Consider the following 14,186-nt stretch of genomic DNA (forward strand, 5'->3'; position numbering starts at 1 on the left):
GTCAAACCAGTTTATTTGAACCGCGTCACTGACGCGGTTTTTTTATTCATTCTCTTCAGTAAATAACCTGCGTCATTTCACCTTTTATTGTTTCCGTTTCGTGTTTTATGGCTTTCCGTATTCTTAATTGTTTAATTTATGTAACATGCAAATAATCAATTTGTTAAACACAACATGCAATTCATTACCCTGCACATAATTACAACTGGCAAAAGCCAGAGACGGGCTTTTATGCCCAGGAGATGACTCATGATGAGCAATGTTAAGAAAAAAGATGTGCCGCTGATAAGCATCAGCCTGGTGGCCATTCTTTTCATCGCAGCTGCATTAAGCCTTTTCCCACAACAATCGGCCGACGCGGCCAACGCAATATACACTTTTGTCACGCGTACGTTAGGTTCCGCCGTACAGGTATTGGTTTTGCTGGCAATGGGACTGGTGATTTATTTAGCCACCAGTAAATACGGCAATATTCGTCTTGGCGAAGGAAAACCGGAATACAGCACGCTCTCCTGGCTGTTTATGTTTATTTGTGCCGGTTTAGGTTCTTCTACGCTTTATTGGGGGGTTGCTGAGTGGGCCTATTATTATCAAACGCCAGGTTTAAATATCGCGCCGCGTTCACAACAGGCACTCGAATTTAGCGTTCCCTACTCCTTCTTCCATTGGGGCATCAGCGCCTGGGCAACTTATACGCTGGCCTCATTAATCATGGCTTACCACTTTCATGTGCGGAAAAATAAAGGGCTGAGTCTTTCCGGCATTATTGCTGCTATTACCGGCGTTCGCCCGCAAGGTCCGTGGGGAAAACTGGTCGATTTGATGTTCCTGATCGCCACTGTCGGCGCACTGACTATTTCCCTGGTCGTCACCGCCGCAACTTTTACTCGTGGTCTTTCCGCGCTGACCGGTTTACCGGATAACTTTACCGTACAGGCTTTTGTTATCCTGCTTTCCGGCGGCATTTTTTGCCTTAGCTCGTGGATTGGTATCAACAACGGTTTGCAACGTCTGAGCAAAATGGTCGGCTGGGGAGCCTTCCTGCTGCCATTGCTGGTTCTGATTGTCGGCCCAACCGAATTTATTACCAACAGCATCATCAATGCCATTGGCCTGACCACGCAAAACTTCCTGCAAATGAGCTTATTTACCGATCCGCTTGGCGATGGTTCATTTACCCGCAACTGGACCGTTTTCTACTGGCTGTGGTGGATCTCATACACGCCCGGCGTGGCAATGTTTGTCACCCGCGTTTCACGCGGCCGTAAGATTAAAGAAGTTATCTGGGGACTGATCCTCGGCAGCACCGTCGGTTGCTGGTTCTTCTTCGGTGTAATGGAAAGCTATGCCATTCATCAGTTTATCAATGGCGTAATCAACGTCCCACAGGTGCTGGAAACACTGGGCGGTGAAACTGCCGTTCAACAAGTTCTGATGTCGTTGCCTGCAGGTAAATTGTTCCTCGCCGCATACCTGGGCGTGATGATTATTTTCCTTGCCTCGCATATGGATGCGGTGGCCTACACCATGGCGGCGACCAGTACGCGAAATCTCCAGGAAGGTGACGATCCTGACCGTGGGCTGCGTCTTTTCTGGTGCGTGGTGATCACACTGATCCCGCTTTCAATTCTGTTCACCGGCGCGTCGCTGGAAACGATGAAAACCACCGTCGTGCTCACAGCCCTTCCCTTCCTTGTCATTTTACTGGTGAAAGTCGGCGGATTTCTTCGCTGGCTGAAACAGGATTACGCCGACATTCCGGCTCATCAAATTGAACATTATCTCCCGCAGACACCGGTTGAAGCCCCGGAAAAAACGCCAGTGCTCCCTGCGGGAACCGTATTCAAAGGCGACAACTGAGCGCCATCATCCTAACGATAAAGGTATCCCTATGAGCAATCTGAGCCCTGACTTTGTACTACCCGAAAATTTTTGCGCTAACCCGCAAGAGGCGTGGACCATTCCTGCCCGTTTTTATACCGATCAGAACGCCTTTGAACACGAAAAAGAAAACGTCTTCGCTAAAAGCTGGATTTGCGTCGCCCACAGTAGCGAACTGGCGAATGCTAATGATTACGTGACGCGTGAGATCATTGGCGAAAGCATTGTGCTGGTACGCGGTCGTGATAAGGTTTTGCGCGCGTTCTATAACGTTTGCCCGCACCGTGGTCATCAGTTATTGAGCGGTGAAGGAAAAGCAAAAAATGTGATTACCTGTCCGTATCACGCATGGGCATTCAAACTCGATGGCAACCTGGCCCACGCACGTAACTGTGAAAACGTCGCCAATTTCGATAGCGACAAAGCGCAACTGGTCCCGGTGCGTCTAGAAGAGTATGCCGGATTCGTCTTCATCAACATGGACCCCAACGCCACCAGCGTAGAAGATCAGTTACCCGGTCTGGGCGCGAAAGTGCTGGAAGCCTGCCCGGAAGTCCACGACCTGAAACTGGCGGCCCGCTTTACCACCCGCACGCCTGCCAACTGGAAGAACATTGTCGATAACTATCTCGAGTGCTATCACTGTGGTCCGGCGCATCCAGGTTTCTCCGACTCCGTACAGGTTGATCGTTACTGGCACACCATGCACGGTAACTGGACGCTGCAATACGGTTTCGCCAAACCGTCCGAACAGTCGTTTAAATTTGAAGAGGGTACGGATGCGGCATTCCACGGTTTCTGGCTGTGGCCGTGCACGATGCTGAACGTCACCCCGATCAAAGGGATGATGACGGTCATTTATGAATTCCCGGTGGATTCTGAAACTACCCTGCAAAACTACGATATTTACTTCACCAATGAAGAGTTAACCGACGAGCAAAAATCGCTGATTGAGTGGTATCGCGATGTATTCCGTCCGGAAGATTTACGTCTGGTTGAAAGCGTACAGAAAGGGCTGAAATCGCGTGGCTATCGTGGTCAGGGGCGCATCATGGCCGACAGTAGCGGTAGCGGGATTTCCGAACACGGTATCGCCCACTTCCATAATCTGCTGGCGCAGGTGTTTAAGGACTAATGACATCGGCGGCGGTATTTTCCGCCGCCGGGCTGATTTTTGATGGAGTACAGCAATGTCAGACTATCAAATGTTTGAAGTACAGGTGAGTCAGGTGGAAACGCTTACCGAACAGGTGAAACGCTTCACGCTGGTGGCAACCGATGGCAAACCATTACCTGCGTTCACCGGAGGAAGTCACGTCATTGTGCAGATGAGCGATGGTGATAACCAGTACAGCAATGCGTATTCACTGCTGAGTTCGCCGCTCGATACAACTCATTATCAGATTGCCGTTCGACTGGAAGAAAACTCGCGCGGTGGTTCGCGCTTTTTGCATCAGCAGGTGAAAGCAGGCGATCGGTTGACCATTTCGACGCCTAATAATCTGTTTGCGCTAATTCCCTCGGCCAGAAAGCATCTGTTTATCGCGGGCGGTATTGGTATCACCCCTTTCCTGTCGCACCTGGCAGAGATGCAATACAGCGACGTCGACTGGCAGTTACATTACTGCTCGCGAAATCCAGAAAGCTGCGCATTTCGTGATGAGCTAGTCCAGCATCCGCAGGCTGAGAAAGTCCATTTGCATCATTCATCAACCGGAACACGACTGGAATTAGCGCGATTATTGGCGGATATCGAACCTGGCACACACGTTTATACCTGTGGCCCCGAGGCGCTAATTGAAGCGGTAAGAAGTGAAGCTGCGCGTCTGGACATCGCCGCCGATACGCTGCACTTTGAGCAATTTGCTATCGAAGACAAAACCGGCGATGCATTTACCCTGGTGCTTGCCCGTTCCGGAAAAGAGTTTGTGGTACCGGAAGAGATGACTATTTTGCAGGTTATTGAAAATAATAAAGCCGCGAAAGTGGAATGTTTATGTCGTGAAGGGGTATGCGGAACCTGCGAAACGGCAATACTGGAAGGTGAAGCTGACCATCGGGATCAGTATTTTAGCGATGAAGAGCGTGCCAGCCAGCAAAGTATGTTGATCTGTTGTTCGCGTGCGAAGGGTAAACGCCTGGTGTTAGATTTGTAGTTTGTCTGAAGCCGGACGCCCCTGTCCGGCTCAGGAAGGTTTTACTGCGGATATTCCTGCAATAAATTGTGCAATGCTTCTGCCATCAGCTCACCGCGCCAGCCGGAAATCAGCTCGGGTAAATTGTTCTGCGGCTTCAGTTTCCAGTGCCAGTTCAGCAGTTGGTTTATTTGCCGACGCGATGCCAACAATTCGGCGCTGATCTTATGCGTTTCGCTCACGTCAGTGATCAGCGACTTAATCGCTTTAAACGCCTTGCGATAACCGGGCATGTCCATCAGGTTTGACATTGGCTGCGGTAACGCCTCTTCCGGTAATGCCTGCGCTTTCTCCACCAGCGCAAGCAGCGTTTTTCCGTGGAAGCGGATTTCGCTACCGGATAAACCCAGGCTGTCCAGTTCGCCCAGACTTCCCGGCATATAACGCGCAACCGACCACAAATGCTCTTCACGCACGACAAAGTTAACCGCCAGATCGCGCTCCCGCGCCTTGCGCAGTCGCCAGTCGGCCAACAGTTGCAGACAGGCCAGTTGGCGTGTACGTAATTGCCAGGCATTGGTGATATCACGCCATGCATCTTCCGGCGCAACGACTTCCTGACGACGCATTTGCATCAGGCGGCATTCATCCAGCGCCGCAGGTAACCAGCCAGAGGCTTCCGTTTCTACCATTAGCTTTGCGGTGATCGGTAACAAATACCAGACGTCCGCTGCCGCGTATTCACATTGACGTTCGGTTAGCGGTCTTGCCAACCAGTCGGTGCGCGATTCGCTCTTGTCGAGCGTAACGCCGGTGTACTCTTCCACCATGGAAGCGAAACCCCACGACATCGGGCGTCCGCAGAAAGCAGCGAGGATTTGCGTGTCAATCAGAGGGTGTGGCAATTCACCAAACGTGTTGAGGAACACTTCCAGATCTTCACTGCCCGCATGGAGAAATTTGGTGATGGACGGATCGCGCAGGATCGCTTTCAGCGGTGACCAGTCGGTGATCCCGAGTGGATCGATTAGCGCCAGATGCTCGCCATCGAAAAGTTGAATCAACCCCAGCTGCGGGTAATAAGTGCGCGTACGAACAAATTCAGTATCCAGGGCTATCGCCGGAAAGGCACGGACGGCTTCACACAAAGAAGCCAGCGCATCGTCCGTGGTAATCATTTGGTAATTCAAATTGTATTCTCTTTAGTGGGCGTCAAAAAAAACGCCGGATTAACCGGCGTCTGACGACTGACTTAACGCTCAGGCTTTATTGTCCACTTTGCCGCGCGCTTCGTCACGTAATTCTCGTCGCAAAATTTTTCCGACGTTAGATTTCGGTAACTCATCACGAAACTCCACCAGCTTCGGTACTTTGTAGCCCGTGAGCTGACGGCGACAAAAGGTCACCAGTGACTCTTCGGTAAGCGATGGATCTTTTTTCACTACGAAGATTTTCACCGCTTCACCACTGGAGCCGGAAGGCACGCCAACAGCCGCGACTTCCTGTACGCCAGGGTGCTGCATGACGACATCTTCAATCTCGTTGGGATAGACGTTAAAACCGGAAACCAGAATCATGTCTTTTTTGCGATCGACAATACGCAGGAATCCTTCTTCATCCATCACCGCGATGTCGCCAGTGTGTAACCAGCCATTTTTGATGATCTCATCGGTAGCATCCGGACGCTGCCAGTACCCCAGCATCACCTGCGGTCCTTTGACACAAAGCTCACCCGGTTGACCCGGTGGTACTTCGTTGTCGTCGTCATCCACCAGTTTGGCTTCCGTCGATGGCACCGGCAAACCGATGCTACCGCTATGATAATCAATATCATACGGGTTAACGCTGACCAGCGGCGCGCACTCGGTCAGGCCATAACCTTCCAGCAGATACTGTCCGGTCAGTTTCACCCAACGTTCTGCCACCACTTGCTGAACAGGCATCCCACCGCCTGCGGAAAGGTGCAGACTGGAGAAATCCAGCTGCTGGAACTCTTTATTGTTCAGCAACGCATTGAACAAGGTGTTTACGCCGGTGATAGCGGTAAACGGATATTTCGCCAGCTCTTTCACCAGCCCCGGAATATCACGTGGGTTAGTAATAAGCAGGTTCTGCCCGCCGAGTTCGATAAACAGCAGACAGTTAATGGTCAGTGCAAAAATGTGATAGAGCGGCAGTGCCGTTACTACCAGTTCTTTACCTGGATGCAGCAACGGCCCATAGGTGGCGTTGACCTGTTCCAGGTTCGCCAGCATATTGCGGTGAGTCAGCATCGCGCCTTTCGCCACACCTGTGGTGCCGCCGGTGTATTGCAGGAAAGCTAAATCTTCCGGCACCAGTTCAGGTTTGACGTACTGCATCCGGTAGCCGTTATGCAGGGCGCTACGAAATGAAATGGCATCTGGCAGATGATATTTCGGCACCAGACGCTTGATGTATTTAACAACGAAGTTAACCAGTGTGCCTTTCGCTGTGGAAAGCTGATCGCCCATACGGGTCAGGATAACGTGCTGAACGGCGGTTTTATCAACCACTTTTTCCAGAGTGTGGGCAAAGTTGGACACAATGACAATCGCCGATGCGCCGCTGTCATTGAGCTGATGCTCAAGCTCGCGCGGGGTATACAACGGGTTGACGTTTACGACAATCATCCCGGCGCGCAAAATGCCGAACAGCGCCACTGGATATTGCAATAAGTTAGGCATCATCAGCGCAACGCGATCGCCTTTCTTCAGCCCCAACCCTTGTTGCAAATAAGCGGCAAACGCGCGACTGCGTTCTTCCAGCTTGCGGAAGGTCATGACCTCCCCCATATTCATAAACGCGGGCTGGTCGGCGTAGCGCGTGACCGACTGCTCAAACATATCTACCAGAGATTGATAACGGTCAGGGTTGATCTCCGTCGGAACGTCCGCGGGATAACGGTTAAGCCAAACCTTCTTCAATTCTTCACCTCTAAAATGCGTGTTCGTCGTCATCGCAACCCCAAGTGATAAACATATTGTTAACATAATATTAACTCATCTTACCAGCTTGATAATTACCCAACGAAAAGGTTGCGAAGCGCGTCACTATTTATTTTTATCTTTACTGTAAGAATGCAGAAACAGCGGACCAGCCGCTGTTTCTTTTTCTTTAAAAACAAGCAATTATTCAGTTACAACTGTTTGTACTCTCGCGGGACCAGGATTATACCAGCCCCATCCGCCGTAGCCATAGGGCCAGCCTCGCCCACCATAAAACCAGGGATCAATCGGCTGTGGCGGCATAATCACCTGCTGGGTTAAATGCCAACGTTTGTAACCCGTTGCCTGCATTACCATAAATTTATATGGCGTGTTGCCAATTTTTCCGTCAACCGTACCGGTGATTGGCCCGACAACTGTCACCAACTGGCCTCGGAAATCGACCGGATCAAGAAAACCATTCACATCGGCATAAATGCGCCCACGCGACGGTTCTCCCAGCGTCGGTCTTGCTCCGCTGTCGAGTGGTACAGTGGCAATTTCCAGGCGGGTTTTCCCTTGCTGGTTTTGCACCGCAACCACTTTACCGCCAAATCGCGCTTCCTGACCAACGTACAGCTGTGGCGCATTCATCACCCGAACTAAATCTTGTTGCGGCGTTGGGCTACTGCCTTTAATGGCGTCCGGCACAGTGACACAACCGCTCAGTATTAGCGCAAACGTACCTGCCAGTATGCCTTTGATAACATTCTTTTGAACCGCCATGATGCGACTCCTTTTTTCTCAGGGCATACTCTTAAGATTCATTCTTTGCCCGGAAGTTTCTTCCACGCGACGTTGTTACGCAAATAAACCGGCTCGGCATGTTCCACCGCCACCGTTTTACCCTCGGCAAACATCTGACAGGCAATCGGCAGCATATCTTCTGCAGCGGGCAGTAACACTTCGCCATCGCGCAAAACCAGCCCGCTTTCTTTACCGAGATCCGGCCAGGCTTGCCAGCCTGTACCCACGGTCGCCCATTCACCGGAAAGCTGTTGCATCCGTTCATGAACGAGTTCTGGTTTGAGTACGGCTTCGGTTTCTTCACCGTGCCAGACACCGTTTTCATCACGCTGATATTCGGCCCAGTAAACTTCGCCCATTCGCGCGTCAATGGCTGCCAATACGCGAGTTGCGCCTTTTTTGCGCCACGCCCCTTGCGCCATTGTCATTAGCGTGGAGACGCCAATCATCGGTAATTCCGCGCCAAGCGCCAGCCCTTGCGCGATGCCAATACCAATGCGCACGCCAGTAAAGCTACCGGGGCCGCGCCCGTAAGCCAGAGCGTTTATGTCAGTCAGGGAAGTTCCGCTGGTGGTCAGGATATCCTGCACCATCGGCAAGATTCGTTGAGTATGTTCACGAGGGCAAAGCTCAAAATGAGCGTTGACAGTACCGTCGTTCCACAGGGCGACAGAGCAGGCCTCTGTCGCGGTATCGATAGCCAGAATTCGCATGGGTCTTCGTGCTTAGATCAATAAAAAGGCGCGCATCATACCATACTCCATCACAAATTACCTGGAGGATGGTATCGCAAGGAAACGAACCGCACGGGCAATATCACGGGTACGCGGCGCGGGCGGCAGGCTGGCAAGAAAAGTGGCGCCATAAGGGCGCATCACCAGCCGATTGTCGCAAATCACCAGCACGCCACGATCGTCGGCGTCGCGGATCAGTCGCCCTACTCCCTGTTTGAGAGTAATGACGGCATCTGGTAGTTGCACTTCATCGAATGGGTCGCCACCGCGCAAACGGCAATCTTCCATGCGCGCTTTTAACAGCGGGTCATCCGGCGAGGTAAACGGCAACTTGTCGATAATCACCAATGACAATGTATCGCCACGCACGTCCACCCCTTCCCAGAAACTGCTGGTCGCCACAAGAAGCGCGTTACCGGCACTGACAAATTGCTGCAACAGTTGCCCTTTGCTGGTTTCCCCCTGCAACAATACGGGAAGCGTCATGGTAGCGCGGAACTGCTCAGCCAGATCGCGCATCATGGCGTGCGAGGTACAAAGCATAAAGCAACGACCGTTGTTAGCTTCGATGATCGGTCGCAGCATTGCCGCTAACTGGCGAGCAGAACCTGGCTGGTTGGTTTGCGGCAGATTGCGCGGCACACAGAGTAACGCCTGGCGGCTGTAATCAAAGGGGCTGGGCAACAGCAACGACTCGGCCTGTTCGATGCCAAGCCGCGAGGTGAAATGATGCAGATCGTCATTCACCGACAACGTTGCCGAGGTAAAGATCCAGCTTCCGGGCTTTTGCGCCATTAGCTCTTTGAATTTATCCGCCACGCTGAGCGGCGTGAGTGCCAGAGTAAAATGGCGCGAAGTGCATTCGTACCAGTAGCTGTAGCCTGGTTGGTTGATCTCTTTTAGCCGCTTCAGACGTGTACGATATAACGTGGCGCGTTCAAATGCCGCATCCAGCAAGGCGGAACGCCCCAGCGACAATTTCGCCACGTCGTAACAGAGTTCAAGGGTGTCATCGAGCAGTAAAAACGCCCGCTGAATTTGCGGATTGGCTAACAGTTCGCGCAGATTACCGCGATAACCTGGCTCGCCGAGTTGCAGACGAAAATCCTGCGCACTCTGGGCAAGACGGTCGGCGCATTTTTGTAACTGTTGAGTGTCTTTTAATTCGGTGCGATAGGCGATGGTGATGTCTTTTGCCAGATCGAGCAGTTGTCGGCTGGAGAGCGACTGCCCAAAGTACTGGCTGGCAATGTCCGGCAGCTGGTGGGCTTCGTCGAAGATCATCACGTCTGCTTCCGGGATCAGTTCGCCAAATCCGCTCTCTTTCACCACCATATCCGCCAGAAACAGATGATGGTTCACCACCACCACATCAGCATCCATCGCTTTTTTACGCGCTTTAACCACAAAGCAATCTTTATACATTGGGCAGTCGCTGCCAAGACAGTTGTCGTTGGTGCTGGTGACTAGCGGCCACGCCTGTGAATCTTCCGCCACGCTAACGCAGGTGCTGATATCGCCATCGACTGTTTGATTAGACCAGGAGCGCAGGAGGATCACATCGCTTAAGGTTTGTACTGGCAAATCTCCGCCCGCCAGCGCCTGCTGTTCAAGTCGTTCGAGGCAGAGGTAGTTTGAGCGCCCTTTCAGCAACGCCACGTTGCCAGTGTATTTCAGCGCCTTTGCCACCGTCGGCAAATCGCGGCTGTAGAGCTGATCCTGCAACGCTTTTGAGCCGGTCGAGATGATGACTTTCTTTTTCGCCCGCAGCGCAGGAGCCAGGTAAGCGTAGGTTTTGCCCGTACCGGTTCCTGCTTCCACCACCAGCGGCTGGCCTTTTTCTATCGCCTGGGTGACGGCTACCGCCATCTGTCGCTGTGGTTCTCGCGGCTTAAAGCCTGGTATCGCTTTCGCCAGTTGACCGTCTGGTGCAAAATCGTCCGTCACACTACCCCCTGTTGATTTGAACAGGGATTATGTCAGGCCAGGCTGGTTTTCGCTAGTTGAAGTGGTGACGGCAACCTCACATTGTGGCAGTCTTTGCAGCACAAAAATGGAAAGTTAATGAGGACATAATGATGACTATCGTTCGTATCGACGCTGAAGCCCGCTGGTCTGATGTGGTGATCCACAACAACACGCTCTACTACACTGGCGTACCAGAAAACCTCGATGCCGATGCTTTTGAACAAACCGCCAACACGCTGGCGCAAATTGACGCCGTGCTGGAAAAACAGGGCAGCAATAAATCGAGCATTCTGGATGCCACCATTTTCCTTGCCGATAAAAACGACTTTGCGGCAATGAATAAAGCATGGGATGCCTGGGTTGTAGCGGGTCACGCGCCGGTGCGCTGCACGGTGCAGGCGGGGCTGATGAATCCGCAGTACAAGGTTGAAATTAAGATTATCGCTGCGGTTTAATTCCAGAAAAAGAATTCTATCAAAGTAAAAAACAGACGATAATTGTTCGAAAATACTGGTCGGTTATAAACAAATCGGCCAGTGTTTAAGAGGATACTTTAGATAAATAATGAAATCCGTCAGGTAACTTATTTTTATGATTTCAACTGCTTCTATACAAAAATGATATTAATCACCCAAATTAAACCATTCTGTTAACTCCCCGAGCCGTTTACTCTGACTTTTCTGCCCTTAACAATCTGGCTGGAGCGCGGCGATTCACCGTTAATTTTTTGCCATATCACTAGAAAACCCGCCATGACCTGCTACCTTTAAAATACCTGAATGTCAACAGGTTAACTACTGATATATCGTTATAATCCCTTTGATATTAGATGCAATTTAAGGTCATATATAGCCTTATCAAAAACGTGGTTAATTTAAGGACAAGAATATGCCTGCTGCAATAGATAAAGCCCTGGATTTCATTAGTGCCATGGATGTATCAGCATCAACACCAAGCTCGATGAATGAAAGTACGGCGAAAGGAATATTTAAATATTTGCATGACCTGGGAGTCCCCGCGAGTACCGCCGATATTACTGCGCGAGCTGAACAGGAAGGCTGGAATCCTGGATTCACGGAAAAAATGGTGGGATGGGCAAAAAAGATGGATTCTGGCGAACGCGTGGTGATTAAAAACCCTGAATACTTCTCGTCTTATATGCAGGAAGAACTTAAAGCCCTTGTGTGAGTTAAAACTCCAGCTTTAAAAATCAATCCGGACGCTTTCATTGACCTCAGAAAAGCGTCCTTTTTTCTCGTCATCATAAACACAGCCCAAATTAATCAACAGATATGGCCCCGTGATTTTTGTTTCAACGCGGTGGACCATTGTCATAACGCGCGCCGTCCAGGCACATACCGTCAAAAATGGCACGATGTAAGTTCATGCCGGAAAATTCCCAGCCGATGAGGCTATCCGTATCAAGATACAGGACGTCATCCATGACGAAATCGATACGGATCACTTTGTGTTACTCGTCTTCATCCTCAAAACGCGCCACTATTTGCTCGCCGGTATGGTTGGCGCGCAGCTCTTCTGCCACCAGCGCGATTGCCTGACCGCTGCTCATCCCCTGTGCCATCAGTTCCTGAATACGCTCAACGGCTTTTTGCTGCTGTTCATGGGTGAGTGAAGGTAAACCTGCAAACATTGTTAACTCCTGCTAAATTGTTGGCGCTAATTATTTCATGCTACCCGGCACATAGCCAGTAGAGTCAGGACTGATGAAGACGTTATCTCCCGCTGTGATTACTTTACCCTGGCGTCAGGACGCCGCTGAATTTTATTTTGCCCGCTTAAGCCACCTGCCGTGGGCGATGTTGTTGCACTCCGGCTACGCCGACCATCCGCATAGTCGCTTTGATATTGTGGTGGCTGACCCCGTTTGCACTTTAACCACTCACGATAATGAAACCCGGGTATGTGAAGGAGAAATCCGCATAACGACCACTGACGATCCGCTCAAAGTGCTCCAGCAGGCACTGGACCGTGCAAACATTCACCCGTCGCATAGCAATAATTTGCCATTTCAGGGCGGCGCGCTTGGGCTGTTTGGCTACGATCTGGGTCGTCGGTTTGAGTCGCTGCCAGAAATTGCGCAACGAGATGTCGACTTGCCTGACATGGCGGTTGGTATCTACGACTGGGCGCTGATCGTCGACCACCAGCGTCAGCGTATTTCGCTACTCAGCCATCGTGATGTCAATGCTCGTCTGGCGTGGCTGGACAGCCAGCAAATAGCACCACAGCAAGATTTCAAGTTAACATCCGCCTGGCAATCCAATATGAACCGCGAGCAGTATGGCGAGAAATTTCGCCAGGTGCAGGAGTATCTGCACAGCGGCGATTGCTATCAGGTGAATCTCGCCCAGCGTTTTCACGCGACCTATTCTGGCGATGAATGGCAGGCGTTCGTTCAGCTTAATCAGGCCAACCGCGCACCGTTCAGTGCCTTCCTGCGTCTGGAACAAGGTGTGATTTTAAGCCTTTCACCAGAACGGTTTATTCTTTGTGATGGTGGTGAGATCCAGACCCGCCCGATTAAAGGCACGCTTCCACGCTTGTCCGATCCTCAGGAAGATAGCAAACAAGCTGAAAAACTGGCGAACTCACCGAAAGATCGCGCCGAAAACCTGATGATTGTCGATTTAATGCGCAATGACATCGGCCGAGTTGCCGTACCAGGCTCAGTAAAAGTGCCTGAACTGTTTGTGGTAGAGCCCTTCCCTGCCGTGCATCATCTGGTCAGCACCATAACGGCACGCTTGCCAGAGCAGTTGCATGCCAGCGATCTGCTGCGCGCTGCTTTTCCCGGAGGCTCAATCACCGGCGCGCCGAAAGTGCGGGCAATGGAGATTATTGATGAACTGGAACCGCAGCGACGCAATGCCTGGTGCGGCAGCATTGGCTATTTAAGCTTCTGCGGCAATATGGATACCAGCATCACCATCCGCACGCTAACGGCGGTTAACGGGCAGATTTACTGTTCCGCTGGTGGCGGCATCGTTGCTGATAGCCAGGAAGAAGCGGAATATCAGGAAACTTTTGATAAAGTTAATCGTATCCTGAAGCAACTGGAGAAGTAAGACGTGGAATACCGTGGCCTGACGCTTGATGATTTTTTATCGCGATTTCAACTATTGCGTCCGCAAATTAACCGGGAAACCTTAAATCATCGTCAGGCTGCCGTGTTAATCCCCATCGTCCGCCGACCGCAACCGGGCTTGCTGCTGACTCAGCGTTCCATTCATCTACGCAAACATGCTGGACAAGTCGCATTCCCTGGAGGTGCAGTCGATGACACGGACGCGTCAGTTATCGCCGCTGCGCTGCGTGAAGCCGAAGAAGAGGTCGCCATACCGCCTTCAGCCGTTGAGGTTATCGGCGTGTTACCCCCTGTGGATAGCGTAACGGGCTACCAGGTCACTCCCGTGGTCGGCATTATCCCGCCTGATTTACCGTACCGCGCCAGTGAAGATGAAGTCTCCGCAGTATTTGAAATGCCGCTCGCCCAGGCGTTACATTTGGGCCGTTATCATCCTTTGGATATCTACCGCCGTGGCGATTCGCATCGGGTATGGCTTTCCTGGTACGAACAGTATTTTGTATGGGGAATGACCGCAGGCATAATTCGTGAACTGGCGCTACAAATTGGTGTGAAACCCTGACTATACTTATCTTTACATCTACAAAACACTACTTGAGACAATCATCGC

Annotated in this window: 14 protein-coding genes; 7 read left to right on the forward strand and 7 right to left on the reverse strand. The window is 51.4% G+C overall.

Features of this window, described 5'->3' with window-relative positions; genetic code table 11:
- Nucleotides 1-249 precede the first annotated feature (249 nt).
- The 3 genes from yeaV to yeaX are packed head-to-tail and all read left to right on the forward strand — an operon-like array spanning nucleotide 250 to nucleotide 4,037.
- Entirely contained in the window at nucleotides 250-1,860 is a 1,611-nt protein-coding gene (gene yeaV / locus FEK47_RS02000) for a BCCT family transporter YeaV (RefSeq protein ID WP_135487671.1), read from the forward strand.
- Between the two features lie 31 nt (nucleotides 1,861-1,891).
- Nucleotides 1,892-3,016, forward strand: a complete 1,125-nt coding sequence (yeaW, locus tag FEK47_RS02005) for a carnitine monooxygenase, oxygenase subunit YeaW (protein WP_000067822.1) — start codon at nucleotides 1,892-1,894, stop codon at nucleotides 3,014-3,016.
- Between the two features lie 55 nt (nucleotides 3,017-3,071).
- Entirely contained in the window at nucleotides 3,072-4,037 is a 966-nt protein-coding gene (yeaX, locus tag FEK47_RS02010; protein WP_135487670.1) for a carnitine monooxygenase reductase subunit YeaX, read from the forward strand.
- A 41-nt stretch (nucleotides 4,038-4,078) separates the two neighbouring features.
- Here yeaX and rnd read toward each other — a convergent pair whose 3' ends face one another.
- The 5 genes from rnd to FEK47_RS02035 all read right to left on the reverse strand — a co-directional run bounded on the left by rnd (nucleotide 4,079) and on the right by FEK47_RS02035 (nucleotide 10,449).
- A complete protein-coding gene (gene rnd / locus FEK47_RS02015) occupies nucleotides 4,079-5,194 on the reverse strand; it encodes a ribonuclease D (RefSeq protein ID WP_135405790.1) in 1,116 nt (371 codons plus the stop codon).
- Between the two features lie 81 nt (nucleotides 5,195-5,275).
- Entirely contained in the window at nucleotides 5,276-6,961 is a 1,686-nt protein-coding gene (gene fadD / locus FEK47_RS02020) for a long-chain-fatty-acid--CoA ligase FadD (protein ID WP_130218771.1), read from the reverse strand.
- A 204-nt stretch (nucleotides 6,962-7,165) separates the two neighbouring features.
- Nucleotides 7,166-7,747 carry a Slp family lipoprotein YeaY gene (gene yeaY / locus FEK47_RS02025; RefSeq protein WP_135487669.1) on the reverse strand — a complete coding sequence of 194 codons (582 nt, stop codon included), beginning with the start codon at nucleotides 7,745-7,747 and terminating at the stop codon, nucleotides 7,166-7,168.
- A 38-nt stretch (nucleotides 7,748-7,785) separates the two neighbouring features.
- Nucleotides 7,786-8,481 carry a tRNA (adenosine(37)-N6)-threonylcarbamoyltransferase complex dimerization subunit type 1 TsaB gene (tsaB, locus tag FEK47_RS02030; RefSeq protein WP_135487668.1) on the reverse strand — a complete coding sequence of 232 codons (696 nt, stop codon included), beginning with the start codon at nucleotides 8,479-8,481 and terminating at the stop codon, nucleotides 7,786-7,788.
- Nucleotides 8,482-8,538: 57 nt separating this feature from the next.
- Entirely contained in the window at nucleotides 8,539-10,449 is a 1,911-nt protein-coding gene (locus FEK47_RS02035; RefSeq protein ID WP_138183082.1) for an ATP-dependent DNA helicase, read from the reverse strand.
- Between the two features lie 131 nt (nucleotides 10,450-10,580).
- On the opposite strand from FEK47_RS02035, the gene FEK47_RS02040 reads away from it, so the two are divergent.
- Nucleotides 10,581-10,925 (forward strand): RidA family protein, encoded by a 345-nt coding sequence (locus tag FEK47_RS02040; protein ID WP_010376144.1) that lies wholly within the window; start codon nucleotides 10,581-10,583, stop codon nucleotides 10,923-10,925.
- A 433-nt stretch (nucleotides 10,926-11,358) separates the two neighbouring features.
- Nucleotides 11,359-11,658, forward strand: coding sequence for a DUF1889 family protein (locus FEK47_RS02045; RefSeq protein ID WP_130208426.1), 300 nt, complete (start codon nucleotides 11,359-11,361; stop codon nucleotides 11,656-11,658).
- Nucleotides 11,659-11,782: 124 nt separating this feature from the next.
- Here FEK47_RS02045 and FEK47_RS02050 read toward each other — a convergent pair whose 3' ends face one another.
- Nucleotides 11,783-11,935: a hypothetical protein gene (locus FEK47_RS02050; protein WP_240727867.1), complete on the reverse strand. Its 153-nt coding sequence runs from the start codon at nucleotides 11,933-11,935 to the stop codon at nucleotides 11,783-11,785.
- Between the two features lie 6 nt (nucleotides 11,936-11,941).
- Nucleotides 11,942-12,121 carry a YoaH family protein gene (locus tag FEK47_RS02055; RefSeq protein WP_130218763.1) on the reverse strand — a complete coding sequence of 60 codons (180 nt, stop codon included), beginning with the start codon at nucleotides 12,119-12,121 and terminating at the stop codon, nucleotides 11,942-11,944.
- A 73-nt stretch (nucleotides 12,122-12,194) separates the two neighbouring features.
- Between FEK47_RS02055 and pabB the strand changes: the two genes are divergently transcribed.
- Together pabB and FEK47_RS02065 are read left to right on the forward strand one after the other, a co-directional pair.
- Nucleotides 12,195-13,556, forward strand: coding sequence for an aminodeoxychorismate synthase component 1 (pabB, locus tag FEK47_RS02060; RefSeq protein ID WP_135487666.1), 1,362 nt, complete (start codon nucleotides 12,195-12,197; stop codon nucleotides 13,554-13,556).
- 3 nt (nucleotides 13,557-13,559) lie between these two features.
- Nucleotides 13,560-14,138, forward strand: a complete 579-nt coding sequence (locus FEK47_RS02065) for a CoA pyrophosphatase (RefSeq protein ID WP_064529235.1) — start codon at nucleotides 13,560-13,562, stop codon at nucleotides 14,136-14,138.
- Nucleotides 14,139-14,186: the final 48 nt, after the last annotated feature.

Source organism: Escherichia sp. E3659, from assembly GCF_005781135.1.
Classification (GTDB): domain Bacteria; phylum Pseudomonadota; class Gammaproteobacteria; order Enterobacterales; family Enterobacteriaceae; genus Escherichia.